The sequence below is a fragment of the Sphingomonas brevis genome (genome assembly GCF_023516505.1).
GTDB lineage: Bacteria > Pseudomonadota > Alphaproteobacteria > Sphingomonadales > Sphingomonadaceae > Sphingomicrobium > Sphingomicrobium breve.
Genome location: NZ_JAMGBB010000001.1, coordinates 1,298,134 through 1,324,279 on the forward strand (window position 1 = coordinate 1,298,134; position 26,146 = coordinate 1,324,279).

Here is a 26,146-nt window from a genome sequence, read left to right on the forward strand (position 1 = left end):
CCCCTCTGTGCGCAAGAGGGAGACGGGCATCAAAATGGTTAACTTGCGGCTGAATGTCATTTTTCCGCGCCTTGAGCGCGAAAACGCATGCGACATTGGGCCTTTTGCGAGGTTTTACCGCACGACTCGAATAAGCGGTTTCGAGCATACCGGCTATTGGCCGAATGGCCGGAATCGGTGCCTGAAGCCCTATGCCGCGGCCACCTTGGTCATGCTCTCGGGCATCGGCCGTACGATGCGGTTGTGCAGCTGGAACTTGCGGCTGAAAAGGACATGGAACAGCAACCTGGTCCATGACCGGTGGTGATAGAGGTGATCGTAGAACTCCGGCGCAGCGGCGCGCACCGCCGGGAGGCGCGACCACGGCACCTGGGGGAAGTCGTGGTGTTCGTTGTGATAGCCCATGTTGAACGACAGTTTGTTCAACGGACCGTAATAAGAATTGGTCTCCTGCCCTTCTTTGAAAACATAATGTTCCTGGATCCAGCGCGCGCCCACCGGATGCACGCCGAGCGAGAACAGCGTCGAAATGAAGAGATAGGCTACCGGCCACCAACCGAAGAACCAGACGATCGGCACCATCGCCGCGGCCATCGCGACGGCGTTGAATATGACCCAACGGTCGACGGTGCGGACCGCCTTCACCGTGGTCGGCCGCAGGAGGCCCTGCACCGCCCAGAACATGATGAGCCAGCACGTCTTGCGCCACCAGCTGTTGCCCACCCAGCGCGCCTCGTTGGGCGTCGGCACGTCGGCGTCGAGGCCGGGGATACCGAGACACTTGTGGTGCAGCATGTGAAAGTTGCGAAAGCCAATCGCCGCCGGGAAGACGATAGCGATGTTGGCGAAGATCGAGCCCAGCCGATTGGCATTCGCGGTCTTGAACACCACGTTGTGGGTGTAGTCGTGGATCAGCACGAAGAGTGCATGATTGGCGAAGGCGCCGAACACATAGGCCGCGATAACGATCGCCCACCACGGCGCGTCGAACACGGCCAGCCCGATGCCAATGGCGACCTGCAACGCAACCAGCAGCACAGTCCACAGTGCCGACCACTGGTCGCGCTCGAACAGCTCGCGCACCTCTGGGTGTGTGGCGAGAATCTGTTTCGCCCGCACCCGGTGCGGGATCGGCGTACCGCTCTGTGTGAACGCCGCGTTGGGCGCAGTCTCCGCGACCATCGGGCTAGGTCCTCTTCTAATGAGCTTCAACATAGGCTGAACACCGGTCGACGTCACGCAATGACCGCCTTCCACCCAATTGTCCGCTTTCCACCTGTTTCTGGCATATTTGACCAACAAATGAACTTGCGGAACCTTGTCGCACGAAGCGACGCGAAATCGTCGCACCAAAGGCGTAAAAATGGCAGATATCTGCTAAAATTCTCATGCCCAGTCAAATTGGTCAACCAGACCGAATATTGAAAGGCACGACCCGATTGGCGGCATCGTGGCCGATATCAGCCCGGCCTCCGAACGCGATTCCCGACCGTTCGCACCAGTCCCGGACGATGGATTCGGCGTCATTGCCGAACACCGGATCATTGTCTGGAATTTCGCTCATCCGTCCCATTCTCAAAGAGCCAAGCCGGCGGATCGCCGGGCTTCCAGTGACGTGAAACATGGTCCGGTCGATTCGATATTCATGTTCGGCGACATCTTCGATCAGCAATTCGACACCGTCGAAGTCGGGCTCAAGCGACGTACCGAGCAGGTTCGACAATACGGTCAGGTTGAACGCCATCGCGCGGCGCCCTGGCTGCAACCCTGGTTCCAGCGCCGCCGGCTCGCGCCGGACCAGCCAGTCCAGCGCGCGGTGAATTGCCGCTTCGCCGCCCGGCCGGACGACATCCTGTACCATCGGGCCATGAGCGACATCGAGTCCGGCCTTGTCGAATGCCGCCAGCAGGAAACCGGAGTCCGAATAGCCGAGATAGGTTTTTGCGCGTGCAGCCGCGGGCAAATCTTCGACGGCTGATTCTGCAATCCGATTGGAACCGTATCCGCCGCGCGCGAACCAGACGGCGTCGTAACCTTCATCCGCCATCACTTCGCGCAGCGCAGCCAGCCTAGCGTTGTCAGGCCCCGCAAAATGCCCATCTGACAGGAAGCATTGGGGATGAATGACCAACTCGCAGTCGTCACGTGCCGCGGCGATGGCAACCACAGCCTCGGCCGCTTCCGGCTTTAACGTGCAGCTTGGCGCAACCACGGCAATCTTCATCGGTGCGATGAATTGCACATGGCTGCGCGACCGCATAGGGCCGCGCGCAATGACGGAGCAATTTTTCTTCTGCGGAATCGGCGGCAGCGGCATGCTTCCGCTCGCTGCCATCGTTCGCGCCGGCGGAGCACGCGTTGCCGGTTCCGATCGTTCGCTCGATGCCGGCCGCCTGGCCAACAAGTTCGACTATCTCAAGTCACTGGGGATTGCGCTGGCACCGCAGGACGGGTCCGGCCTGGCAGACGGCATGACTCTCGTCACTTCGGCCGCGGTCGAAGAGACGATCCCCGACGTGGTTCGGGCGCGCGAACTCGGGCTTCAGCACCTGACGCGCCCACAGCTGCTCGCGAAATTGCTAAATGCCGCGCACAAAAGCGTCGCGGTCGGGGGCACCAGCGGCAAGTCGACTGTCACCGGGATGATCGGATGGATATTGCATGCGCTCCATCGCCAACCGACGGTCATGAATGGCGCGGTAATGAAGAATTTCGTGTCGCCGAGCGCGCCTTTTTCTTCCGCGCTGGTTGGCGATCCGGAAATGTTCGTTAGCGAAGTCGACGAAAGCGATGGCTCGATCGCGCTCTATCATCCGACCGTGGCGGTGCTGACGAACATCAGTCTCGACCATATGACGATGGACGAGCTTCGGGCGCTTTTCGCTGGATTTCTCAATCGCTCGGACAAGGCCGTGCTTAACCTCGACGACCCCGAGACCCGCGCGCTCGCCGAAACGATGCCAACCGACAAATTGATCAGTTACGGTTTCGACAGCCCCGGTGCGACGTTGGTCGGACGCAATCTGGAGCTGTCCCCCGACGGCGTTCGTTTCACCGCCGACTTTGGTGGCGAGCGCCAGGAAATCGACCTCCACGTGCCGGGCCGCCACAATGCGATGAATGCCCTGGCGGCGCTTGGCGCAATCCATGCGCTCGGCATTTCGCTGGCCGAAGCGGCGCCGGCTCTCGCCCGGTTCGCAGGCCTGAAGCGCCGGCTTGAAACAGTGGGAACTGCCGGCGGGGTCACGGTTATCGACGACTTCGCTCATAATCCGGACAAGATCGCGGCAACGCTGGCGACGCTGACCGCGCAACCCGGTCGACTGCTGATGATGTTCCAGCCGCATGGATACGGGCCGATCGCCAAGATGGGCGAGGAATTGGCGCAAACTTTCGCCAGTGGCATGCGTGACGGCGACCGGCTGTTCCTGCCTGATCCGGTCTACCAAGGCGGCACGGTGGATCGCTCGCGGGGTTCGGAATGGCTGGCCGAAGCGATTCGGAACGCAGGCGGGGATGTCGAGCACGTCCCCGAACGTACCGAAATCGGCAAGAAGCTACTGGCCGAAGCGCTGCCCGGTGACCGCATCGCCATCCTCGGCGCGCGCGACGACAGTTTGAGCGAATTCGCACGCGAGCTGGTTGAGCGGCTCGGAACCTGAGTGCCGTCGCCTCATTCAACGTCCATGCGGCAACTGTTCCTCGATTGCGACGGCGTCCTCGCAGACTTCGAAACGGGGTCGGTCAAAATGCTCGGCATGCCGCCGGCCGCATTTGAGGAGCGCCATGGCAAGCGTGGGTTTTGGCGGGAAGTTGCCCGGACCAAGGATTTTTACTTTCGACTGCCGCTGATGGCCGATGCACGAATGCTGTTCGATGCGGTCGCGCACCTCGATCCGATCATTCTGACTGGATTGCCGCTCGGAAACTGGGCGGCGCCGCAAAAGGTCCGCTGGGCCGAATTGCACTTCCCGGGTACCCGCATCATCACTTGCATGGCCCGCGATAAATACCGTCACATGAAGGGCGCCGACGTGCTGGTCGACGACCGCTCGGACCACCGCGACAAATGGGAGGCGGCCGGAGGCGTGTTCGTGCATCACAAGGATGCGCGCAGCAGCCTCAAGCAGCTCGCTGAATATTACCCGACAATAAAGCTGAATGTTTAGGCGGCTGCGGCCTGGTCGACCTTCTCGACCCACTCGGGCCAGAACACCGGCTCCCGGGTTGACCAGCCGGGCGCAGTGGCCGCGCTTTCACTGATCGACTGCAGCAGCACCCGCCGACGATCCGGGTGAAGGTGCGGCAAGGCGGCGGCGGCACAGAAAGCGGCGGGCAGCCACGGCCGGACATTCGCGCCCATCAGCCGTTCGTAGAGGAACCGGAAGGCCGCGAAATTCTGGATGCGGTCCTGACCGAGGTCGAACGCGGCGAGCGTCACCAACATGCCCAGGAACGGTTCGATCATGTCGAGACCGCTGTCATCCGGGATCTGCACCCGCAGATGATCGATCTGCTTGTAGAAGCGGGCCTGGGCGGCGATTGCGGCGGCTTCGATCTCGTCGCGGGCCCAAGTCTCGATCGGGTCGGAACGGCCGTAGGCGACATCCAGCGAGCGGCGAATGTAGCGCTGCGTCGCTTTCGGGAAGGAAGCGAATTCCTTCATCTCCGAAATCAGCAGCGCGCCACCGGCAGGCTGGCTAGTTCTGGTCGCCATGATCCCCGACTCCACTAAACCTCAGGTAGGATCATGCGGCCGATTGGGTTGCCAATCTCTTAACCAAAATCCCACCCCCCGTTCACATTGAATCAAAGGGGAGTCCTGCCCGCAACATGAAATCCTCACCACCGCTTCATCTTTATGAAAGCTGTGTTTTTCAGAACACGATATTCAAGGATTTCAGCGCTATGTGAAATTAATCCCCAGAATTTTTCTCGGGGAAGCCGGAAGACGGCGCCGGTTCGGACGATCCGGGCTGGGTCGTCGAAATGGGATCCGACGCATCCATTGATTCGTCACTGCCAAGATCAACCTTGGCATCATCGTCGTCGGGATGCTTCTTGACCTTGAGCTCTAATGCTCGATCCGGCGCACCAGAAAGTGTCGGCGCCGGCAGGTCGCCGTCCTTCTTCTTGTCCACCTTGCGGCCTTCCATCACAACGATTCCCTATTCGGTTACACCTCCAAAACGAGCGCCGTCCCGTGGCGTTCCCGTCGCACAAGCCAATTTGTTCGACCGATAGGCCCGGCTCGTCTGCCAACGGACAAGCGTGCAATTGTTGTTTTCAGGCCAAAGTCCCTAATGAAACTCGCAAATGTCCGCAGCTTCACCATTTTCGCCATTAGGGCGCTTTGCCGACTGGAGATTGGCTACCCAGTCGATCATCGGCTTTTGGGCGTTCTATCTCGTCACCGTACTTCTTCGCGGGCTGCTGGGCCCGGAAGCAATGTCGGCGATCGGGTATCGTGGGATCAACGCCGCCCTTGGCCTGATCCTGACCTTTCTGATTTACGTCACGATCCGGCTGTTCGCGCGAGAAGGCAGTATCCGGCGGATGGCGATCGTGGCCGCGGCGGCCGCCTTGCCCGCAGCCGTGATCATGTCCGCCGCCAGCTTGAAGATGGCGACCTGGTCGGATCAGATGAACGAGCAGTCGAAGATTACCACGCAGGAAGGCATTGCGATCGTCCAGCGCGGCCAGAATGTCCGGATCATCAAGCAGGGCGGCGACGAGCTGGAGGTCAATCTACCGCCCGTCGAGGACATTATCGCTTCGAAAATGCCTCGCCTGATCGCGGACGGGACAGTCACCTGGTACTTCCTGCTGGCTGCCTGGTGCGCCTTCTTCATCGCCATGACCCAGCAGCATCGCACCCGCATCACCGAGCGCCGGCTCGCCGAGGCCGAGACCGCGGCCCACGCTGCCCAGGTCCGTGCCCTTCGCTACCAAGTGAATCCGCACTTTCTTTTTAACACCCTCAACAGCCTGTCGTCGCTGGTCATGTCCGGTCGTTCCGATCGTGCCGAAGAAATGCTGATGGCGCTTTCGACATTCTTCCGGACCAGCCTTTCGATGGATCCATCGGTCGACGTCAGCCTCGCCGAGGAAATCGCCCTCCAACGGCTTTACCTCGACATTGAGCAGGTCCGCTTCCCAGACCGGCTGGACGTCAACATCGACATCCCCGAAGACCTGATGGAGGCGCGCGTTCCGGCGCTGATCCTTCAACCATTGGTTGAAAATGCGATCAAATATGGTGTTTCGTCGAGCACCGCGCGGGTCGAGCTGTCGATCCGCGCCCGCCAACTTGACGGAAGCCGAATGCAGCTCGACGTGACCAACCGTTCCATCGGCGCCAAATCAAAGAAGCCGCCGTCGCCGACGCATGAGGGTACCGGCCTGGGGCTGGCCAATGTTTCGCAACGGCTGCAGGCGCATTTTGGCACCAGGGCCGATGTTCGCTATGGCCCGATCCCGGGTGGCTACGAAGTGTCGCTCGCCATGCCGGTCGACGAAGATGACTGACGGTAACGATCTGAAGATACTTATCGCCGACGACGAGCCGCTAGCGGCCGAGCGCCTGCAGATGCTTTTGGCCCGGGTGGCCGACGTCCATCTCGTGGGCACCGCGCACGACGGCGAAAGCGCCGTACGGATGGCCGAAGCGCTGCTGCCGGACCTGGTCCTGCTCGATATCGCCATGCCAGGCCTTGATGGCATCGAAGTTGCTCGCGCGCTGTCGGGCCAGGGCGAATCTCCAGCAGTCGTCTTCATTACCGCGTTCGACCAATTCGCCGTTGCGGCATTCGACGTCGCGGCAATCGACTATCTGATGAAGCCGGTCGACGCCGAGAGGCTGACCCGTTCCATCGAACGTGCACGCGCCTATCTTCGCACGCGAGCGGAAACGCCGGCTGAAAAGGCCCCGGCACCGGCGTCACCGTGGCTTGAGGAATTCTGGGCTTCGGACCTGTCGGGTCTGGTCCGGATTGCGTCCCGGGACATCGACAGGGTGACGGCGGAACGCGACTATATGCGGCTTCATGTCGCCAAGCGCAGCTGGCTCATCCATCATTCGATGAGCGCTCTCGAAGAGGGCCTCAATCCGGAGCTGTTCGTCCGGCTCCATCGCTCGGCGATCGTGCGGCGCGACTTCATTTCGGGATTTACCCGCAATGCGTCTGGGCGGTGGATTGCCCGGCTAGCGGACGGGAATGAGCAGCCGGTTGGCCGGCTTTACGCCGACCAGGTTCGGGCCATCGCTGGACGCTAGGCTGCTTCGCGGGGAAGTTGCGGCGCGAAGGAGGTCGGGATGTCAGGGGTCTTCCCCCTCCGCGTCGCCCTCACCTTGAAGCGCAATGTTTACGCCTTTGCACCCGCCGCTCGACCGGACTTCCGATCCGCTCGACCGACAAGGTGCCCAATGGACGAACGACATCCTACCGCCGACGAACGGCGGGATTAGTTCTCGGCACGCTCGCCGCCGGAGGCGGCGCCCGTCACTGCAACGTCCCAGGTCACATTGCCGAGGGTGCGCGTAATGTCGGGCAGAACCTCGACCGCGATCAACAGGGCCAGCGGCTCGATCGGCACTCCCATCGCCAATGCAATCGGAGCGATCGAAGTAACGAACGACAGCGCTCCCGGGAGGCTTACCGCCCAATAGCTGGCGACCGCGGCGACCGCGAAACCGGCAATCAAGTTTCCGGCATGCAGCTCGACGCCCATCATGTAAGCGACGTAGATCGCCACCGAGACATTCATGGCCGGACCGGTCGCCCGGAACAGCGCCACGGCGAGCGGTAGGCTGACGTCGGCATTGCGCGCCGGCACACGCAGGCTCGTTGAAGCCTCCAGCATGGCCGGGAGCGAAGCCAGGCTCGATTGGGTCGAAATCGCTACCGCTTGCGGCGGTATCATCGCGCGCGCGAAATCGGACAGCTTCCATTTGGCGAAGCCCACGGCGACCACATAGGCGGCCAGCGTCACCAAGACGCCAACCAGCGACACCAGCACGACATAGTGCAGCACCGCCCCGAACGCCGCGCCTCCAGCACCCGCACCGACCGCGAAGGCCAGGCCGAACACGCCGATCGGCGCAAGCCACAGTACCCAGCCAACCACTACAAGCATCGCATCCTGAATCGCCTTGAAGAACACGGCGATCGATTGCCGTCCCCATTTGTCGATCTGCGTCACCGCGAAGGCGAATATCGACGTAAACACCACCAGCGCGAGCACCTTGTCTTCCGCCGCCGCCGCAAAGACGTTGGTCGGTATCAGGCTTCTCAGCCAATCCTGGACGCTCGGCACGGAGGCTGCGGTCGCGGTGCTGTCGACGCTCGCCAGTCCGGCCCGAAGCGCTTCGGCCGAACTGGCCGGCAGCGGAAACGCTTCCAGCAACACCGGCATCAACAGCGTTCCGAACGCGGCAGAGAGCGTTAGCACGATCACGAACCAGATCACCGATCGGGCGGCAATGCGGCCTGCCTTGGCCTGGTCTGCGCCCGACACCACACCGGTGACCAGCAGCGCGATGATCAGTGGGATCACCGTCATCTTCAGGCCATCGAGCCACAGCCCGCCGACGGTCGAGGCAATGGTAATCAAGGGCTCCCGGATGGTTCCTGCCCTGTTCGACAATACGCCGAGCAACAAACCGCCGAGCAGTGCGCTCAGCACGAGCCAGGTCGCCCGGCGCGCCTTCTTGTCTGATAGAGATACGCTCATAAAGTCACGATGCGCGACGCACGCGCCAGACACAAGCTCCGCGGGCCGCGCCTATCGCGGCTTGCGGAACTTGAAGATGAAGCGGTCGGTCTTGCCGCGGATTTTGGGGTCAAACACCAACAGGCTGTGATCGTCGCCCGGATTGCGCAGGATCTTGCTCTCCGCCTCCAGGACGAAACCGGCCTTCTTAAAGTCAGCCTTGACGGTGTTCGGGTCGATCCGATGGAGTTTCTGGACAGTGTCGCGAGTGTCGCCCGGGTTGGCGACATGGTCGATGACCCCGACCACGGCGCCCGGCTTCATCGAGTCATAAATGACCTTCAGCCATTGGTCGGGATCCATCTTCACGATCCCATATTTGGCGCTCTCCCAATAGACGTCGTGATAGTCGAGGTTGATCAACATGAAGTCGTATTTTCCGGGCAGGTCCGGCGTCTCCATCGGGCTGACGCGCATGAATACGTTCGGCTGCTTTGCCGCATAAGCGGTCAACCGGTCGTAGCCCTTCTGGTCGTAGAATTGCTTTGGCTCCCAAATCGTCACGCGTCCCTTGGGCCCTACCGCGGGCGCGGTGATCTCCGCCCAATAAAGGTTGCTGCCGAAGGGATCGGCCACCCACATCCCTTGCTGCAGGCCAAGAAACTTCAACACTTCGGCAGGCTTGCGCGATTCATCCAGCTTGACGTTTTCGGGGCTTCGGGCTGCTGTCGCGGCAACGCTTGCCTTCACGTCCGCGGGAACGGCGTAAGCCGCCATCGGAACCGCGCCTGCCAATAGTATCGCCAATATCATCGCCCGCATGCTCGCCTCCGTCGTTCGTTTCGGCTGCATGACTTATCGATGTAACCTCGTCTCCGCCAGTGGATTGCCCGGGCCTTTCGACGAATGGTAGGGCGGCGGTTCACAAGTGGAGGCGCAGCTATGGCGACTATCGCAGACCGTCCCGCCGACCGGGCATTGGCGGAACGCAGATTCTACTGTCGAATGGCATTGTTCTTGGTGGCGCTGGTATTCCTCGGCTTCGCGCCAAGCTTCTACCTGAGGGATGTAGTCCCGCAGTATCCAAGGCCAAATCCGACGCTGCCGCCTTCGGTATTGGTCCATGGCGGTTTGTTCACATTGTGGATGCTGGCCTTCGTCGTCCAAACCCAGCTGGTCGCCGCCGGCCGGCGCGACATCCATATGAAGCTGGGCAAGGCCAGCATGGTGTTGGCCGTCGCGCTTGTTCCCGTGATGTACATGGTCGCGGTGTGGCAGGTCGCGCGAGCCAACCAGCCGCCATTCACCGATCCGCTGACCTGGACCATCGTCCCGCTGGCGGTGATTATTCCCTACGCAGTGATGATCTGGAACGGCTGGACGCATCGTCGGACCTCGCAGTGGCACAAGCGATCGATGTTGAGCGCGGCAATCCTGGTCGTCGCCGGACCATCGATCGGCCGCCTGCCGATCGCGCCGCCGACCATCGTTGGATTTACGATCGTTTTCCTGCTTGGCCTGCTCCTGTTTGTGCCGCTGTTCCTGTGGGATCGCCGCAGCCTCGGCCATGTCCACCCGGCGACCAAGCTCGGCTTTTCGATGCTGCTGATATCGATCGCTATCCCGCTTGCCGTGTTCTGGAGTGGCGCCGATTGGGCCGCGATCGCTGCTCGTCTGCCAGGCGTATAGCGACTAGCCGCGCAGCTTTCGGGCCGGGGCGCGCATCCAAGAGGGACCAGATGCGTTGGCAGGTCATGATCCTGCCGACCGATCGTTCCCGGCGGGACCTGAGGCGGCGGGCTGGCCGGCCCGCTGCCTCTTTTCTCTAACGCGTTCGCTGGATCAGTCGGACGACCGCGGCATGGCGGGTCGGTTCATCCCCTGCCGACGCCTCGAGCTCTTCACGAATATGGTCGAGCTCAAGCTCCGTCAGATGTTCGATGCCGATAAACTCGTTGCGCGCATGCCCAACAGCACGGATCAGCTCGTCGAGCTTGGCCTGGATCGCCGCTCCATCGCGGTTCTGTGCGTTCTGAATGAGGAACACCATCAGGAAGGTGACGATCGTCGTCCCGGTGTTGATCACCAACTGCCAGGTATCGGACCAGTGAAACACCGGCCCGCTGGTAGCCCATATAATGATGATCAGCACTGCCAGCAGAAAGGCCCTTGGCCGGCCTGCCGCGGTAGCCACATTTGACGCCGCACCTTCAAACCAGTCCATCATCCGCCTGCCCTTTCGCCAATACACGGCGGGACCTGGCCCGGCCGCAAAGTCCAACTTTGTTTAGGGAAAAGAGAGCCTTTCGGTAAGAAAATGCCCCCTAATCCAACAGCAGGTAGAGATGAGCGGGATCGACAATGTCCTGCTCATCGACATGTTTCTTCAGATAGTCGCGGAAGAAAGGGCAGGTCGGAATGACCTTGAGTCCGCGATTCCGGGCCGCGGAAAGTCCGGCTTTGATAAGGGCGGTCCCTAGCCCCTGGCCGCCGTGACTTGCCGGAACGAGGGTATGATAGAAACGAATTGCCCCCGGCGGCAGGTCATACTCGGCATAAGCGAACTCCCCGTTGCCGAGGTCGATCTCGAAACGGTGTCGTGCAGCATTGTCATTGATGATTGGCGCCGAATTCACCGTCACTGCTTAGTCACGCTGCGATGACTGCACCACCCACGTCTACTAACCGCCTAGAATCCCTTGTCTTCTGTCGAATATCTCACCGAGTCTGGCCGACTCCGCGATGATATGATGGAAGCGGGCGATAATCGCCCATCGAGGGGAAGCATGATGGACGACGCAAGCGCAAAGAAGACGCAGTTAATGGCCCTGCTGATGACAGTTTGCGTGGTTGGAGGAGCCTTGGTTTACGCCATCTCGGCCTAAGGCGGCGACACAGTCTGCGTCCTGGTCGGCCGCCGGGCCGGCAAAGGATCGTATTTTCTAGCGACCCGGGATCAGGATAGCGAAACGAAGCTATCCAGCACTCGCTTACGCCCGGCCTTTTCGAATTCGATCTCCAGCTTGTTGCCCTCGATTGCTTCGATCGTGCCGTAGCCGAACTTTCCATGAAAGACGCGCTGGCCGACCGACAAATCATCGCGCCCTTTGTTGCCAAGGCTGACGGCGGAAGCGCGGGCTTCAACCACCCGTTGAGGCTGGGCATTGAAGTTGCCGCCCGCGGCGCGCTGCCAGCCGGGCCCGCGCGATGGCCTGGCGACATGGGCAAAGGGATCGCCCCGTTCGCTCCACTGCGCCCGCCACAGGCTCTCGCCGCCGCTCATCGTAGTCTCTTCTTCGGTGTGGTCCTTTGGAAGCTCGGCGACGAACCGGGATGGAATGCTGCTGGTCCATTGACCGTAGATGCGGCGATTGGCGGCGTGAAGGATGGTTGCCTTCCGGCGCGCGCGGGTGATGGCCACATAGGCCAGCCGCCGCTCTTCCTCGAGGCTGGCGAGGCCCCCCTCGTCGAGCGCGCGCTGTGACGGAAACACGCCTTCCTCCCACCCGGCGAGGAACACGATTGGAAATTCCAGGCCCTTGGCGGCGTGGATGGTCATGATGGTGACCTTCTCGCCCGACTGTTGGGCGTCATTGTCCATCACCAGGCTGACGTGTTCAAGGAACGCGCCGAGGCTTTCATACTCCTCCATCGCCCGGGTCAGTTCGGTGAGATTCTCGAGCCGTCCGGCTGCCTCGGCGCTGCGCTCGGCCTGGAGCACGGCGGTATAGCCGCTTTCATCGAGCAGGATGCGGGCCAGCTCCGGATGCGAAATTTCGCCGGCCATCTGCCGCCACCGGGCGACATCGGCGACGAAGCGGGCAAGGCTGTTGCGGGCGCGGGACTGAAGCTCGTCGCTGTCGAGCATCGAGGCAGCTGCCAGCAGCAGCGGTTGACCCGTCGCGCGCGCGCACGCGTGGATAGAAGCGAGCGCCTTGTCGCCGAGGCCGCGCTTGGGCTGATTGACGATCCGCTCGAACGCCAGATCGTCGGCCGGTTGCGCTACAAGCCGAAGATAAGCCAGCGCGTCGCGGATCTCGGCCCGTTCGTAGAAGCGGAACCCGCCGACGATCTGATAGGCCAGGCCGATGGCGATGAATCGTTCCTCGAATTCGCGCGTCTGGAACTGGGCACGCACCAGGATTGCGGCATCGTTCAGGGATCCGCCACGCCGTTCGTGTGCCTCGATCTCCTCGCCAATCCGGCGGGCTTCCTCCGGTCCGTCCCACACGCCGATAACCTTGACCCGATCGCCTTCGTTGACTTCGGTCCAAAGCGTCTTGCCGAGGCGCCCGGCGTTGTGCGCGATCAGGCCCGTCGCGGCCGCGAGGATGTGCGGCGTGGAGCGGTAGTTCTGCTCCAGCCTGACGATCTTCGCTCCGGGAAAATCCTTCTCGAAGCGAAGGATATTGGCGACCTCGGCCCCGCGCCACGAATAGATCGACTGGTCGTCATCCCCGACGCAGCAGAGGTTGCGTCGCGGTTCAGCAAGCAGCTTCAACCAATCATACTGCGATGCATTGGTGTCCTGATATTCGTCGACGAGGATATATTTGAACCGGTCACGATAGGCTTCGAGCACATCGGCATGTGCGCGGAAAATGGTCAGCATGTGCAACAGCAAGTCGCCGAAGTCACAGGCGTTTAGCGCGCGCAGGCGATCCTGGTAGGCGCGATAGAGTTCCTGCCCTCTCCCATTGGCGAAAGCCTCCGCATCGGCGGCGCCAAGCTGGGCCGGCGTCAGTCCGCGGTTCTTCCACTGGTCGATGAGGCCTGCCAGCTGCCGTGCCGGCCAGCGCTTCTCGTCCAGGTTCGAAGCACTGATCTGCTGCTTGAGCAACCTCAGCTGGTCATCGGTGTCCAGGATTGTGAAGTTCGACTGCAAGCCGACCAGCTCGGCGTGGCTGCGCAGCATTCGCGCGCCGATCGAATGGAACGTACCGAGCCATGGCATCCCCTCGATCGCGCCGCCCGAGATGGCCGACACCCGCTGCTTCATTTCGCGCGCTGCCTTGTTGGTGAAGGTCACCGCGAGGATCTGGCTTGGCCATGCCTTTCGAGTAGCAATCAGGTGCGCAAGCCGGGCGGTCAGCGCGGCGGTCTTGCCGGTTCCTGCGCCGGCCAACACAAGCACAGGCCCTTCGGTCGTCAGGACGGCCTCGCGTTGCGGCGGGTTAAGGCCTTGCAAATAGGCAGGTTCGGCCATTGGAGAAGCGGATTCGGGCACGGATCGGAGCTAGGGCGAAGCGAACGAAACGGCAACCGTTGGCCGGTGCCGATAAAACCGGCTCAGGCTACCCGGCGACTGCATGCAGGAGTCGAGCAATTCGGGCTTTCGAACGCTGTCCCGGTCGAGCGCATTCGAGTCGATTCGTTTCGATTGCGACGAGTTGTGCACGATATCCCCGTTATCCACAGGCAAAGACTCGATTTTTTCGCTTTCGCGACTCGAAAAAGTCCGCCAAGTTACATGGGTGATCGGGACGGAAGTCCCCGCCTCCGAAAGGCGGCAGGTGGCCGAAGGACCGATCTCCACCGGATGGCGATGAGGAGGGTTTCGGCCCAAGTCGGACCACCGGAAGAGGCGCCGGAAGAGTTGGTCTTCCAGTCGCAGTTCGCGGCTCCCCCTGGGGGCAGGCGACGCGAAGGAACCAACCCAAGAAGGGCCGCGGAAGGTCTCTGAACCTACCTTCGGGTAGGACCAGAAACTGGAAGCGACGCCTGATCTGGTGAGCCAGGATCGAGGAGCGGAGGGGCTTCGGCCCGTCAAGCTAGCGAACACCGGCAGATCCTAGGTCGGTGCAGGTGGGGGCTGGTAGCAATACCGGCCCCCATTTCTGTTGGGCGCCACTGATCCCCAAATTCCAAAAGGAAAGGCTTGGACGGATCGACCGCCCAAGCCTTCACGCCTCACGCTACTTGGCGGAGACCTCCTCCATGGTCGTGAGCTCGGGCGCGGGAATGCCATTGGCCTGATATTCCGCGATCAATTCCTGTTTCCGGGCGGCGAGCTTCTCGCCAAGAGCGTCCATGTCGAGATCCGCCTTGCGCGCTTGGGCAAACAGGCCTTCAAGCCGTTTCTCCTCTTCTTCGACGTGATGCTCGATCTGTTCCTGGAGCACTTTCACCTTGGCATCATAGAAATCGTCGCTCGGATCGCCCGCGACGATCTCGGCGATCAGCAGCTTGGCGCCGTCATGCTCGACATAAGCTTCCTTGAGCAGGTCTTCCTCGACCTTGCCCTCGCAGGCCGGGTAGAAGATTTCTTCCTCGATCTTGGCATGAACTGAAAGCTCGAGGCAGATCTGGGTGGCCAGCTTTTGCTTGCGTCCCTCGCCGCTCGCTTTTTCGAACTCGGCGAACAATTCCTTCACTGCGCGATGGTCTTCCTTGAGCAGCGCCACCGCATCTTTTGCTTTGAATTCCGCCATTTAGGCCTCCTGTTACGCGACTGGAGGCTCAACGAGGCGAGGTGGCGCTAGTTCCGCCTGGTTAGGCGCCGTCCTCATCGTCAACCAATTCGCCAATCTCTCGGAGTGCTTCGGCATCGTGGAATTGGGCCAGCTGCTCGTGAAGGCTGCGAACCGCCGGGTCGCCCGCCTCCTCCGCCATCCTCCGGCATTGCCGGGCGCGTTCCAAGTGGAACGCACGGTCGTCTTCAATACCCATGTCCGTCCCCCCGCTTGGCGACGATGCCGCCTCGCAGTTTGCTCAATACCATGAAAATGGGCCGCTGATGAGTCCAGCTCAGCCGCGCCGGGTGCCGCCCCGTCGTTCGGCCACTTCGCTGGGATCGGGCGCGCGCGGTCCGGATTTGTCCAGCTCCATCCAGTCACGGAAGTCGAGACCATAGAGCATGTCCATCACTTCGAACTCCAGTCCGCCCGGCTGGGAAGTGTTGCTGTTCCACAGGGCCACCACCCCACTCTTCATCCGTGGATCGAACAAGATCAGCGAACGATATCCGGCCACGCCCCCACGATGACCGATGATATGATGCCCGGCATAATCGTAGCTGCGCCACCCATAGCCATATTCGGCGTCACCCAGCCGCTCGAGGAACTTGCGCATCCGTGCTCGCTCGCCGGGGGTCTTGACCCGCGGCTGGTGAATCGTCTCCAGCAATTGCGGGCTCAACACCTGTGGCATCTCGCCCATCTGGGCGAGCATCCACATTGCCATGTCCTTGATATCGCTGTTGACGCCGCCGGCAGCGGGAACCCGGTAATAATCATCGTTGAGCTCGAGCGGCCGCCGCCCGACGCTGTGCGGCCTGGCCCAGCTTTTCGATCTGGTCAGGCCGTTCATCGTGAGGCTGGCCGAAGTCATGCCAAGCGGCGCGAACAGATCGCGCTCGACGGCCTCCTGGTAGCGCATGCCGCTGACGCGCGTGACCATCTCGCTGGCGGCGTCATAAGCGACATTCTGATAGCTCCAGCAGCTCCCCGGAGGGCAGATACTGTTCAGTGTCGCCAGCGTTCCACGGAGGAACGTGACATCCTGTCCCTCTTCAAGCTTGTTGTCGAAAGCGTTGCGATAAAGGCCGAGGCGATGGCTAAGCACATCGCCGACGGTTGCTTTGAATTCATTGCGGCCGGGCAAGTGCAGCGACGGTGCGGCCTCTGCGACCGGCTCGTTTAGGCTCAACTTGCCCTCTTCCGCCAGCTTGGCGACCATCGTCGCGGCGACGCCTTTCGAGACCGAGGCCCATCTGAACACGGTTTCGGGAGTGACTTTCTCGCCCGAGCCTTCGAGCGTTTCGCCATAGCCATTGAGGAAGGTGATGCGGCCGTTTTCGACAATGCCGACCGCCATTCCGACCATGGTCGGCTTTGCGACCATCCGCTGCAGCCGCGCGTCGAGCCTGCCATAGTCGATCCGGCTGCGCGCCGCGGGGTCAACTGTCGCCAACCGGGCGGTTACGCGCGCCTGTGCCTGGTCGGTTCCGGACGCGTCGGATTTTCCATGTGGCTGGGCCAGTGCAAGCGCTGCAAGTGCCAGCGCGAAAACGCCCAAGCCAATCTTTAACTGTCGTTCCAAAGCTTGACGCGACCTCCCCAGCTCGGTGTGGCGCACCAGCCGACAACGCTCAACTGCCCGGGGAATCTCCATGCGGCAAGCTGACTCTTTCCAGCGGTGAATGACTACCCGCTGGCCGGCTTGCGCGCACTCTTCGGCATGAGCTCACGATTGCTGGCGCAATTGCTCCCTTATGCTCGGGCTCTTAGCGTCTGGTCAGCGTCGCCACAGTCGCTTAAAGGCCTCGGCGGGGAGACAGAAATGCAATTTCTGAAGACGTTATTCTGGGTGGTCGTTGCGGTGTCCTTGGCGATCTTCGCAAACCGCAACTGGAACGACGTCACCATCAGTTTGTGGGGCAACCTTCAGGCCGACGTGAAGGTACCGATTCTGCTGTTGGTAACCTTCCTGATCGGTTTCCTGCCCATTTATCTGATCCTGCGCGGACGGATATGGAATTTGCGCCGCAAGCTCGCGCTGGCCGAGCGGCCTGCGGTGGCGCCGATCCCCGCCGCACCGTTACCGGCGACCGCGTCCGAAGAAGACGAGATATGAGTAGCCCGATCTTCGTCGCCATCGATACACCCGACATGGAACGTGCCAGGGCAATTGCGGCGGCGGTCAAGCGACATGCCGGCGGGTTGAAGCTGGGACTGGAGTTCTTCTGCCATAACGGGCGCCAAGGGGTGCTCGAACTGGCCGACCTTGGGCTGCCGATCTTCCTCGACCTGAAGCTTCACGACATTCCCAACACCGTGGCCAAGGCGGTGCAGGCACTGGCGCCGATCACGCCGGCGGTTCTGACCGTCCACGCCGCAGGTGGCCGTGCGATGCTGGAAGATGCAAAGGCGGCGGCGCCTGCCGGTACCAAGGTGGTCGCGGTCACCGTCCTGACCAGTCTCGACGGCGACGACCTCAATTCGATCGGGATCAACGGCAACAGCCACAGCCAGGTCGAGCGGTTGGCGGGACTGGCAAGGGAAGCCGGGCTCGATGGAATCGTTTGCTCCGGCAACGAAGTTAAGGCCGCCCGCAAGCAATGGAAGGACGGCTTCTTCGTCGTTCCCGGAATCCGTCCGGCGGACTCCGCTGTGGGCGACCAGAAGCGCGTGATGACCCCGCGCGGCGCGATCGATGCTGGGGCGTCTATCCTGGTGATCGGTCGGCCGGTGACCGCCGCGGAACATCCTGACGAGGCCCTGAGGGCAATCGCGGCGACGCTTTAGGTAGACATCGGTTCGCGGCGGACCTACCTCCCGCGCCGAACATCCATGAGGTAAGAATGAGCTGGTTGAGCAGCGTCCGCAAAGGCATTCAGTCGCTGACCAAGCGGCAGTCGGCCGACAATTTGTGGCACAAGTGCAAGAAGTGCGGATCGATGGTCTTCACCAAGGAGTGGGAGGACAACCAATATGTCTGCCCGCGCTGCGACCATCATGACCGGGTGGGTCCGGCCGTGCGGTTCGATGCGCTGTTCGACCGCAAGAAATATGAGGTACTGCCCAGCCCGGAGGTGCGCGAGGACCCGCTCAAGTTCCGCGATACCAAGCGCTATACCGACCGCATCAAGGCTGCCCGCTCGGCGACTGACGAGCGCGACGCACTGATCAATGCAATCGGCAAGATCGAGGGCCATCAGGCCGTCGTCGGCGTCCAGGACTTCGCCTTCATGGGCGGGTCGATGGGCGTGGCGGTTGGCGCGGCGTTCGTCGCCGGAGTCGACAAGGCGATTGCGAAAAACTGCCCATATATCTTGTTCACGGCGGCAGGCGGCGCGCGCATGCAGGAAGGCATTTTGTCGCTGATGCAGATGCCGCGGACGACGGTCGCGCTGGCCAAGCTGCGTGAGTGTCGCCTGCCCTACATCGTCGTGCTGACCGACCCGACCACGGGCGGCGTAACCGCCAGCTATGCGATGCTCGGGGATGTCCAGATCGCCGAGCCTGGAGCGCTGATTGGATTCGCCGGCCAGCGGGTCATCGAACAGACCATTCGTGAAAAGCTGCCGGAAGGCTTCCAGCGGGCGGAATATCTGCTCGAGCATGGGATGATCGACATGGTCGTCCACCGCCATGCGTTGAAAGACAGGATCGGCAGGCTGATCGGCTATCTGGCGCCCGAGAGGGACAAGAAGAAAGCCGCATAGCATGAAGGAAGTGATCCGCTCGGCGGATCCGCGGATCGCCGCATTGATCGCGCGGCAGGCGACCCAATATGTCGACAGCGACTATTTGAGCCTCGATCGGATTGCGGCGCTACTCGACAAACTCGGCCGCCCGCAGGACGGCCTGCCGCCAATAATCCATGTCGCCGGAACCAACGGCAAAGGTTCGACTTGTGCCTTCCTGCGCGCCGCGCTGGAGGCGGCGGGCAAGCGTGTTCATGCGTTCACCAGCCCGCACCTGGTCCGCTACAATGAACGGATCCGTATTGCGGGCCAACTAATCGGCGATACGAAATTGGCCGAGCTGATGGGCATGGTGGTCGACGCCAATGACGAGGTCGGCGCCAGCCTGTTTGAGGTCAACACCGCCGTCGCATTCCTTGCCTTTGCCGAGACGCCGGCCGACGCCTGCATCCTTGAAGTCGGGCTGGGCGGGCGGCTCGACGCGACCAATTTGGTGGAAAAGCCTTTGGTGTGCGGGATCGCAAGCCTGGGGCTCGATCACCAGGCATTCCTCGGCAAGACCATGGTTGAAGTCGGCGCGGAAAAGGCAGGCATCGCCAAGCGCGGCGTTCCCTTGGTGACGCAGCTCTATCCACCTGCCGTCGCCGACCGGATCGGCGCGATTGCGAAGTCGGCCAAAGCGATTTGGGAGCCGCGCGGGCTCAACTGGCACGCCTCGGCTCGCCGGGAAAGGCTGCGCTATCGCGATATCCATGGCGAGCTGGAGCTGCCGCTCCCCCGCCTGCCCGGCAAGCATCAGGCGCTGAACGCTGCCCTGGCCGTGGCGATGTTGCGGCATCAGTCGACGATCGCGATCCCCCATTCGGCCCTGACCGCCGCGATGGGCTGGGCGAACTGGCCCGCACGGCTCCAGCAGCTGCATAACGGCCCCTTGTTCAACATGCTTCCCAGGGGCAGCGAGCTATGGGTCGACGGGGGGCACAACCCCAGCGCGGCCCGGCTTGTGGCCGACTATGCCAGGCAGCATTGGAACGACGGCCTCCCGCTGGTGCTGCTGTTCGCAAGCCTGGCCAGCAAGGATGCGGCTGGAACGCTAAGGCCATTCAAGGGCATCGCGGCCGAAGTGCTGACGGTGCCGATTGACGGTCACGAGTGCCGTTCTCCGCAAGATCTGGCGCACATGGCCGAAAGCATGGGACTTCCGGCGCGAGCGCGCTCGGGCCTGGCCGACTCCATGACAACGCTGCGCAAGCCCGCCCGCGTCCTGGTGTTTGGATCGCTGTACCTTGCCGGAGAACTGCTGGCGCTTAACGGCCCGCTGCCGGATTAGCCGTCCTCAGCCTGGGTTCCGGCAGTGCCGATCGAGGAATCGACCAGGCCACTGCGCATCATGATCCAGAACAGCAGGATGCCAGGCAGCGCCGCAGCCGTCGTCAGCAGATAGAAGTTCACATAGCCGAATGCGTCAATCAGCGCTCCGGCCGTGGTGCCGGTCAGGAACCTGCCGACGATGCTCGCGGCCGCGGAAATCAGGGCATATTGAGCGGCGGTGAAGCGCAGGTCGCAGAGCGCCGAAAAATAGGCGACAACGCATACGCCGCCGATGCCGCTCGCGGTATTTTCAAAGCCGATCGCCGCGGCCATGCCGATGTTCGAATGGCCCGACATAGCGAGCAACGCGAAACTGAAATTGCTGATCGCCATCAGGATCAGGCTGATCATCACCGACCGCTTCAGGCCGAGGCGTGAATAGAGGAGGCCCCCGATGAAGATGCCGATCAGATAGGCCCAGAAGCCGACACCGACATCCCATAGCGCAATCTCATCGTTGGTGAATTTGAGGTCGTCGAACAACAGGCGGAAAGTAAGATTGGCGAGCGTGTCGCCGATCTTGTGGAGCAGGATGAACAGCAGGACGAGCCACGCGCCCTGCCGCGAGAAGAACTCGACGAAGGGCTTCCACACCGCATCCATGGTGCCGGCAAAGCCGGGTTTTGTTGCTGCTTGGCGATGCCGTTCGGGTTCGCCGAACAACAGCGCAGTCAGCATCGCCGGCAACGCCAGCATCGCGCAGGCGAGATAAGCTGCTTCCCAGCCTTGCCGCGCAGCCACGACCAAAGCCAGGGCACCGGCGCCGGCCGAGCCGATCCTCCAGCCATATTGGCTCATGCCCGATCCGACACCCAGCTGGCGCGGCTCCAGCGCCTCGATTCGATAGGCGTCGATCACAATGTCGAAGCTGGCTCCAGCCACGCCGAGCAGGATTGCAGCGGTCACCACCGCACCAATGCCGTCCGTGGTCGGATCAACGATTGCCAGGTTGGCCACCGCCGCCATGACTAGCAGGCCGGTAACCAGCATCCAGGAGACACGCTGACCTAGCCGGCCGATTACCGGCAATCTCACGCCGTCAATGATCCACGCCCAGAGGAATTTGAAGTTATAAGCGAGGAATATCAGCGTGAAGGCGGTGATCGTCGACTTGTCGATGCCATCCTGCTTCAGCCGAGTGGTCAGCGTCGCGCCGATCATCGCATATGGAAAACCCGATGAAATGCCGAGGAACAGCGCGGCCAGCGGCGCCTTTTCAAAATAAGGCTTTATCCCATCCCACCAGTTGCGTGCCTGGCCATCGGTCGGGACTGCTGCTGTCTCGCTCACGCCATTCTCCCCCGGCTTTGGTCGAAGAGCAAAGCCTAGCAGCCTCGATCCCAAGGGAAAGGGCAATCTACACTCGGTTCGCCCTTGAAACGCACCGTGTGGAAGCGCAGACTCCATTGCCATGGACATGCCCCGAACGCCTCGCCGGCCAACGCCGGGACAGCGCGCCCTGGCCGAGGCTCTGGCTCACGGCGACGCAATCCTTGGCGAGCGCGTCGAGACCCTCCCCGCGAGCATCTACATCGACCCGCAGCGGTACGAGGCCGAGCAAAGCCGCATCTTCGATCGAGTCCCTCACCTTTTGGCGCCGTCGGCCCTGCTGCCGGAACCGCGGACGGCGGTGGCGCATGACGGCTATGGCACGCCGCTGATCCTGGCCCGCGACGATGATGGCCGCCCCCATGTTTTCGCCAATGTCTGCCGCCATCGAGGCACGCGGCTGATCGATAGCTATGAAGTTGCGCCCGCCAAGCGGATCGTCTGCCCCTATCATGCCTGGGCCTACAAACCCGACGGCCAGCTAACCGGCATGCCGCGCGCCGACTGTTTCCCCGGCTTCGACAAATCGACCCATGGCCTTAGCGAGTTTCCGTGCGTCGAGGCGGGGGGGCTGATCTGGTGGGCCAAGGACGACAGTGCCGATTTCAGCGACGCCGAGGCGCTGGGTCCCGATCTGGACGCCTTCGGGCTGGGCGATCACTACCTCTACAAGCGCAAGACCCATGAAGTTGCCGGCAATTGGAAGCTGTTCGTCGACGCCTTCCTCGAAAGCTATCACGTCCAGCGGCTTCACGCGCATACGATCGCGCCATTCTTCACCGACGGGATCACCGCCGCCGATTTTGTCGGCAAGCACCAACGGGCCGTGGTCGGGCGCGAATCCTATCTGGCGGACATCGACCGAGACGATTGGACCCAGCTTCGTGCCGCGCTAACCTATACCTATCAGCTGTTCCCGGCCTCGGTGATTATCGTCAGTCCCGACTATATTAATTTGCTGGTCGGCATGCCGCAGTCGGTCGATCGTACGCTGGTCGAGGATTTCATGCTGATCCCGGAAAAGCCGGCCACCAATGAAGCCGAGGCACATTGGCAACGCAGCTGGGACCTGCTCGACGGCGGCACGTTCGGAGCGGAGGATTTCTACGCCGCTGCCTTGTGCCACAAGGGGCTGGCATCGGGCCGGATCGACCATATCGTCCTCGGAACATTGGAAGCGGGGATCGCCGACTTCCACCGCAAGGTCGAAGCAGCGCTCTAAACCGTCGCCTTGGGGTAGAGCGTCAGGCCCTTCGGCGGTCGCGCCTTCTCTCCGGCCAAATAGCAGTCGATACAGCTCAGCGCCGATCTCAAGGTGCGGTGGTTATAGGGCTTCATCAGAACGCCGATCACCAGCTCTTCGGCATTGTCGGGAGCCGCGCCGGTTACGAACAGCACCGGTATTCCGCGCCGACGCGCTTCCCTGGCGAGATCAATGCCGGTGCGCTGCCCGGTCAGCCGAACGTCGCACAGGATGAGGTCGACCGTTTCCCGATCGAGAGTCGCGATCGCATCGGCATAGCGATCGAGCGTGGCGACCACTTCGTAACCTTCGCCGCTGATCAGATTTTCACTGTCGAACGCGGTCAGCGGCTCGTCCTCGACGATCAGGATTCTATTGACGACGCGCTTGCGCTTCCCGAACAGCATTCAGACCCCGTATGAAAAACAATCCTCCTCCGCAACGAACGAAACGTGGACCGGTGCCGCATGGACGGCGGCCGGCCAAACCTCGGGGTCCCAAGCCAGGCCCGGCGCGCGAAGAAGGGCCGCAGCGCATTGCCAAGCTGCTGGCACGTGCGGGCATCGCGTCGCGCCGAGACGTCGAGCGTATGATCGCTGAGGGGCGGATCGCGCTCAACGGAGAGAAGCTCACCACGCCGGCCACGCTGCTCGACGATCTGAAGGGTGTGACGGTCGACGGGCAGCCGGTAAAGGCTCCCGGCGCAGCGCGACTGTTCCTGTTTTACAAGCCGTCGGGCAGCCTGACCGCGGCGCGGGATCCGAAAGGGCGGCCGACGATCTACGACAAGCTGCCGCCCGGCCTGCCGCGGCTGATGCCGGTCGGACGGCTCGACTATAATACGGAAGGGTTGCTCCTCCTCACCAACGACGGGGAGCTGAAGCGGCAGCTTGAGCTTCCAAGCACGGGCGTGGTCAGGCGATACCGGGCGCGCGCGTTCGGAGATGTGACCCAGGCCCAGCTCGAGGATTTGTCCGAAGGCGTCACGATCGAGGGGATCCGCTACGGATCGATCGATGCCAATCTTGAGCGGCGGACCGGCCGCAATTGCTGGATTGAGCTGTCGCTGACCGAAGGCAAGAACCGCGAGGTGCGTAACGTCCTGGCCTATCTAGGCCTGCAGGTCTCCCGGCTGATCCGCACCAGCTATGGCCCTTTCACCGTTGAAGGACTGGCGCCCGGCCAGGTCGGCGAAGTGCAGCGCGAGGATCTGTTTCGTTTCCGCCAGACCCTGAAATGAGAATCGTCGCTGGCGAATGGCGCGGCCGTAAGCTGGTCGCGCCGGAAGGGCGCCAGACCCGTCCGACCGCGGACCGCACCCGCGAGACTTTGTTCTCGATGCTCGCCAGCCGGCTCGGCAGTTTCGAAGGATTGCGGGTCGCCGACCTCTACGCCGGAAGTGGCGCATTGGGGCTGGAGGCCCTGTCGCGCGGCGCGGCGCACGCCACATTTGTAGAAAATGACCGGGCCGCGCTGAAGGCGATCGATGCCAATGTCATGGCATTAGGCGCCGCCGCGCGCATTTCGATGCGGGCAATGTCTGCTGCGGCCCTTCCGACCGGCCAGGCCTATGATGTTGTGTTCGCCGACCCGCCTTACGAAGCAGGATCGGGCAGCGCGGTGGCCCAGGCAGTGGCCCGGGCCGATTGGCTCGCATCCGGTGGCTTGATGGCGATCGAGACCCAGCGAGGCGACGCAGTCGCGCCGCCCAAGGGCTGGGAGATCGATGCCGAGCGCGATGTCGGCCGGGCGCGGCTTACGCTTTTGCGCGCCTAGCGGGCTTGGCCGACTTCGCAGGCCTGGCGGGCTTCGCCGATTTGGCCGGCTTCGAGGGTTTCGACGGCTTCGACGGCTTCGAGGGCCTCTTGACGTCGGTGAACTCGCTGATCAGCCGAGCGCCAATTGCCGCAGCGGCAGCCTTCCCGGCGGATTTCACCGACTTTGACGAAACCTTCTTCTTGCCCGACAACCCTCCATCGGCAAGCGCGACGACTGCCGCAGTGGCGCCGAGGGCGAGCAGTTCCCCGACAAGCGGGTGATCGGCCAGCTTCCACAGCGCGTCAGCGGCATTGCCCGCCGCCTTCTTGACGGTCTTGCGCTTGGATTTGGGAGCGACCTTGGCGACGGCCTTCACCGCCTTGGCAACTTTCTTTTTCGCCTTCGGCGTCTTCGTCGTCGCTTTCGCCATGCTTGTCGCTCCTGTCGATTGGGTTATTCGGCTCTCGGTTCTTTCTCGACCATCCAGGTCTGGCCCTTGCTGACCAATGCCTGGAGGTCAGCGGCCTTGCCCTTCGCCGCGCCTTCATTCTGCTCGATCACCGCGCTGTCGAAGGTCGGTGCCGGGTCTTCGTAGAGCACGCCGAGCGCGACCGGGAATCCGACCGGCGGGAGCTCGGCCAGCATATAGGCCACCGAGCGATTCCTTGGGTCGTGGACAATCACCTCGTGGCTGTCGCCTTCAACCACCTTCAGCCGATGGTGTTCCATGTCGAGCGCGATGCCCTTTGTGCCGCCGGCGAACAGCATCTTTTCACCCGCAGCCAGCCACAGCTGCTTTTCCGCCGCGACCTCCTTCGAGGTGAAAGGCGCGAACACATCATCATTGTAGACGACGCAATTCTGGTAGATTTCAACGAAGCTGGCGCCGCGATGCGCATGCGCAGCCTTCAATACGTCGACCAGATTCTTGTGAACGTCGATGCCGCGGGCAACGAACCGCGCGCCCGAACCCAGCGCGTAGGAACATGGATTGACCGGCCGGTCGACCGATCCGAACGGAGTCGAGGGCGATCGCGTTCCGATCCGCGAGGTCGGCGAATATTGGCCCTTGGTCAGGCCGTAGATCTCATTGTTGAACAGGAGCAGCTGGCAATCGAGGTTGCGGCGCAGCAGGTGCATGGTGTGGTTGCCGCCGATCGACAGCGCGTCGCCATCGCCGGTGATGATCCACACATCGAGCTCTGGATTAGCGAGCTTGGTCCCGGTCGCCACCGCACAGGCACGGCCGTGAATCGTGTGGAAGCCGTAGCTCGCCATATAATAAGGAAAGCGGCTCGAGCAGCCGATGCCGGAGATGAACACCGTCTTCTCGCGCGCCGAGCCGAGGTCCGGCATGGTCCGCTGCACGGCCTTCAACACGGCATAGTCGCCGCAGCCCGGGCACCAGCGCACTTCCTGATCGCTGGCCCAATCCTTGGCGGTGGTAACTTTTGTGACTTCGTTCATACCAAATAACCGTTGAGCCAGAGATAGAGGAACACCACCAGCAGCAGCATGGCGATCAGCGGCCAGGGATTGATCGGTTTCATTGCCGTGCGTCCCGATCAAACGTCGCAAAAGTCGCG

At 62.2% G+C, this 26,146-nt stretch carries 28 protein-coding genes; 12 read left to right on the plus strand and 16 right to left on the minus strand.

The genetic code is table 11. The features are described from left to right. Positions 1–189: 189 nt before the first annotated feature. Both LZ518_RS06670 and LZ518_RS06675 read right to left on the minus strand, forming a co-directional pair. A complete protein-coding gene (locus LZ518_RS06670; RefSeq protein ID WP_249915226.1) occupies positions 190–1,182 on the minus strand; it encodes a fatty acid desaturase in 993 nt (330 codons plus the stop codon). Positions 1,183–1,405: 223 nt separating this feature from the next. After that, positions 1,406–2,242: an LD-carboxypeptidase gene (locus LZ518_RS06675; RefSeq protein ID WP_348538671.1), complete on the minus strand. Its 837-nt coding sequence runs from the start codon at positions 2,240–2,242 to the stop codon at positions 1,406–1,408. A gap of 31 nt (positions 2,243–2,273) precedes the next feature. Between LZ518_RS06675 and LZ518_RS06680 the strand changes: the two genes are divergently transcribed. Both LZ518_RS06680 and LZ518_RS06685 read left to right on the plus strand, forming a co-directional pair. Further along, positions 2,274–3,662, plus strand: a complete 1,389-nt coding sequence (locus LZ518_RS06680; protein WP_249915227.1) for a UDP-N-acetylmuramate--L-alanine ligase — start codon at positions 2,274–2,276, stop codon at positions 3,660–3,662. 24 nt (positions 3,663–3,686) lie between these two features. Beyond that, positions 3,687–4,169 carry an HAD family hydrolase gene (locus LZ518_RS06685; RefSeq protein WP_249915228.1) on the plus strand — a complete coding sequence of 161 codons (483 nt, stop codon included), beginning with the start codon at positions 3,687–3,689 and terminating at the stop codon, positions 4,167–4,169. Here the strand turns inward: LZ518_RS06685 and LZ518_RS06690 are convergent. After that, entirely contained in the window at positions 4,166–4,717 is a 552-nt protein-coding gene (locus LZ518_RS06690; RefSeq protein ID WP_249915229.1) for a hypothetical protein, read from the minus strand. The two genes, LZ518_RS06685 and LZ518_RS06690, sit on opposite strands and share 4 nt — an antisense overlap. 199 nt (positions 4,718–4,916) lie before the next feature. After that, on the minus strand, positions 4,917–5,156 hold the full coding sequence (locus LZ518_RS06695; RefSeq protein WP_249915230.1) for a hypothetical protein: 240 nt from the start codon (positions 5,154–5,156) through the stop codon (positions 4,917–4,919). Between the two features lie 160 nt (positions 5,157–5,316). Between LZ518_RS06695 and LZ518_RS06700 the strand changes: the two genes are divergently transcribed. Continuing rightward, a complete protein-coding gene (locus tag LZ518_RS06700; RefSeq protein WP_249915231.1) occupies positions 5,317–6,528 on the plus strand; it encodes a sensor histidine kinase in 1,212 nt (403 codons plus the stop codon). Continuing rightward, positions 6,521–7,276: a LytR/AlgR family response regulator transcription factor gene (locus LZ518_RS06705; RefSeq protein WP_249915232.1), complete on the plus strand. Its 756-nt coding sequence runs from the start codon at positions 6,521–6,523 to the stop codon at positions 7,274–7,276. Before LZ518_RS06700 ends, LZ518_RS06705 begins: the two co-directional genes overlap by 8 nt. Positions 7,277–7,464: 188 nt before the next feature. Here the strand turns inward: LZ518_RS06705 and LZ518_RS06710 are convergent, their stop codons facing one another. After that, positions 7,465–8,733, minus strand: a complete 1,269-nt coding sequence (locus tag LZ518_RS06710) for a dicarboxylate/amino acid:cation symporter (protein ID WP_249915233.1) — start codon at positions 8,731–8,733, stop codon at positions 7,465–7,467. A 51-nt stretch (positions 8,734–8,784) separates the two neighbouring features. Further along, positions 8,785–9,534 (minus strand): class I SAM-dependent methyltransferase, encoded by a 750-nt coding sequence (locus LZ518_RS06715; protein ID WP_249915234.1) that lies wholly within the window; start codon positions 9,532–9,534, stop codon positions 8,785–8,787. A gap of 120 nt (positions 9,535–9,654) precedes the next feature. On the opposite strand from LZ518_RS06715, the gene LZ518_RS06720 reads away from it, so the two are divergent. Next, positions 9,655–10,401, plus strand: coding sequence for a hypothetical protein (locus LZ518_RS06720; protein WP_249915235.1), 747 nt, complete (start codon positions 9,655–9,657; stop codon positions 10,399–10,401). Between the two features lie 136 nt (positions 10,402–10,537). On the opposite strand, the gene LZ518_RS06725 is transcribed toward LZ518_RS06720, so the two are convergent. The 6 genes from LZ518_RS06725 to LZ518_RS06750 all read right to left on the minus strand — a co-directional run bounded on the left by LZ518_RS06725 (position 10,538) and on the right by LZ518_RS06750 (position 16,728). Beyond that, positions 10,538–10,939, minus strand: coding sequence for a low affinity iron permease family protein (locus tag LZ518_RS06725; RefSeq protein WP_249915236.1), 402 nt, complete (start codon positions 10,937–10,939; stop codon positions 10,538–10,540). Between the two features lie 97 nt (positions 10,940–11,036). Next, positions 11,037–11,348, minus strand: coding sequence for a GNAT family N-acetyltransferase (locus LZ518_RS06730; protein WP_249915237.1), 312 nt, complete (start codon positions 11,346–11,348; stop codon positions 11,037–11,039). Between the two features lie 320 nt (positions 11,349–11,668). Beyond that, a complete protein-coding gene (locus LZ518_RS06735) occupies positions 11,669–13,918 on the minus strand; it encodes an ATP-dependent helicase (RefSeq protein WP_249916522.1) in 2,250 nt (749 codons plus the stop codon). A 709-nt stretch (positions 13,919–14,627) separates the two neighbouring features. After that, positions 14,628–15,143: a hemerythrin domain-containing protein gene (locus LZ518_RS06740; protein WP_249915238.1), complete on the minus strand. Its 516-nt coding sequence runs from the start codon at positions 15,141–15,143 to the stop codon at positions 14,628–14,630. Between the two features lie 61 nt (positions 15,144–15,204). Beyond that, on the minus strand, positions 15,205–15,381 hold the full coding sequence (locus LZ518_RS06745) for a hypothetical protein (protein ID WP_249915239.1): 177 nt from the start codon (positions 15,379–15,381) through the stop codon (positions 15,205–15,207). A 78-nt stretch (positions 15,382–15,459) separates the two neighbouring features. Continuing rightward, positions 15,460–16,728 (minus strand): serine hydrolase domain-containing protein, encoded by a 1,269-nt coding sequence (locus LZ518_RS06750; protein WP_249915240.1) that lies wholly within the window; start codon positions 16,726–16,728, stop codon positions 15,460–15,462. Positions 16,729–16,992: 264 nt separating this feature from the next. On the opposite strand from LZ518_RS06750, the gene LZ518_RS06755 reads away from it, so the two are divergent. Genes LZ518_RS06755 through LZ518_RS06770 form a run of 4 tightly spaced genes read left to right on the plus strand, consistent with a single transcriptional unit; the run spans position 16,993 to position 20,189 of the window. Further along, the gene (locus LZ518_RS06755) at positions 16,993–17,286 is read left to right on the plus strand and encodes a LapA family protein (protein ID WP_249915241.1); all 294 of its coding nucleotides are present in this window, start codon (positions 16,993–16,995) and stop codon (positions 17,284–17,286) included. Beyond that, complete coding sequence (gene pyrF / locus LZ518_RS06760; protein WP_249915242.1) at positions 17,283–17,957, plus strand: orotidine-5'-phosphate decarboxylase; 675 nt, start codon at positions 17,283–17,285, stop codon at positions 17,955–17,957. The genes LZ518_RS06755 and pyrF overlap by 4 nt, the downstream gene beginning before the upstream one ends. A 56-nt stretch (positions 17,958–18,013) precedes the next feature. Further along, entirely contained in the window at positions 18,014–18,877 is an 864-nt protein-coding gene (accD, locus tag LZ518_RS06765) for an acetyl-CoA carboxylase, carboxyltransferase subunit beta (RefSeq protein ID WP_249915243.1), read from the plus strand. 1 nt (position 18,878) lies between these two features. Then, a complete protein-coding gene (locus LZ518_RS06770; RefSeq protein ID WP_249915244.1) occupies positions 18,879–20,189 on the plus strand; it encodes a bifunctional folylpolyglutamate synthase/dihydrofolate synthase in 1,311 nt (436 codons plus the stop codon). Here the strand turns inward: LZ518_RS06770 and LZ518_RS06775 are convergent. Further along, positions 20,186–21,520 (minus strand): AmpG family muropeptide MFS transporter, encoded by a 1,335-nt coding sequence (locus LZ518_RS06775; protein ID WP_249915245.1) that lies wholly within the window; start codon positions 21,518–21,520, stop codon positions 20,186–20,188. The two genes, LZ518_RS06770 and LZ518_RS06775, sit on opposite strands and share 4 nt — an antisense overlap. A 121-nt stretch (positions 21,521–21,641) precedes the next feature. Here LZ518_RS06775 and LZ518_RS06780 point away from each other — a divergent pair, with 121 nt between their 5' ends. Beyond that, on the plus strand, positions 21,642–22,781 hold the full coding sequence (locus LZ518_RS06780; protein WP_249915246.1) for an aromatic ring-hydroxylating oxygenase subunit alpha: 1,140 nt from the start codon (positions 21,642–21,644) through the stop codon (positions 22,779–22,781). On the opposite strand, the gene LZ518_RS06785 is transcribed toward LZ518_RS06780, so the two are convergent. Next, positions 22,778–23,209, minus strand: a complete 432-nt coding sequence (locus LZ518_RS06785; protein WP_249915247.1) for a response regulator — start codon at positions 23,207–23,209, stop codon at positions 22,778–22,780. The genes LZ518_RS06780 and LZ518_RS06785 overlap by 4 nt on opposite strands. Before the next feature lie 11 nt (positions 23,210–23,220). Between LZ518_RS06785 and LZ518_RS06790 the strand changes: the two genes are divergently transcribed. Beyond that, positions 23,221–24,042, plus strand: a complete 822-nt coding sequence (locus tag LZ518_RS06790; protein ID WP_249915248.1) for a pseudouridine synthase — start codon at positions 23,221–23,223, stop codon at positions 24,040–24,042. After that, positions 24,039–24,578, plus strand: a complete 540-nt coding sequence (gene rsmD / locus LZ518_RS06795; RefSeq protein ID WP_249915249.1) for a 16S rRNA (guanine(966)-N(2))-methyltransferase RsmD — start codon at positions 24,039–24,041, stop codon at positions 24,576–24,578. The genes LZ518_RS06790 and rsmD overlap by 4 nt, the downstream gene beginning before the upstream one ends. Here the strand turns inward: rsmD and LZ518_RS06800 are convergent. Together LZ518_RS06800 and LZ518_RS06805 are read right to left on the minus strand one after the other, a co-directional pair. Then, positions 24,559–24,990 (minus strand): hypothetical protein, encoded by a 432-nt coding sequence (locus LZ518_RS06800; RefSeq protein ID WP_249915250.1) that lies wholly within the window; start codon positions 24,988–24,990, stop codon positions 24,559–24,561. The two genes, rsmD and LZ518_RS06800, sit on opposite strands and share 20 nt — an antisense overlap. 23 nt (positions 24,991–25,013) lie before the next feature. Continuing rightward, positions 25,014–26,027 (minus strand): 2-oxoacid:ferredoxin oxidoreductase subunit beta, encoded by a 1,014-nt coding sequence (locus LZ518_RS06805; RefSeq protein WP_249915251.1) that lies wholly within the window; start codon positions 26,025–26,027, stop codon positions 25,014–25,016. Positions 26,028–26,146: the final 119 nt, after the last annotated feature.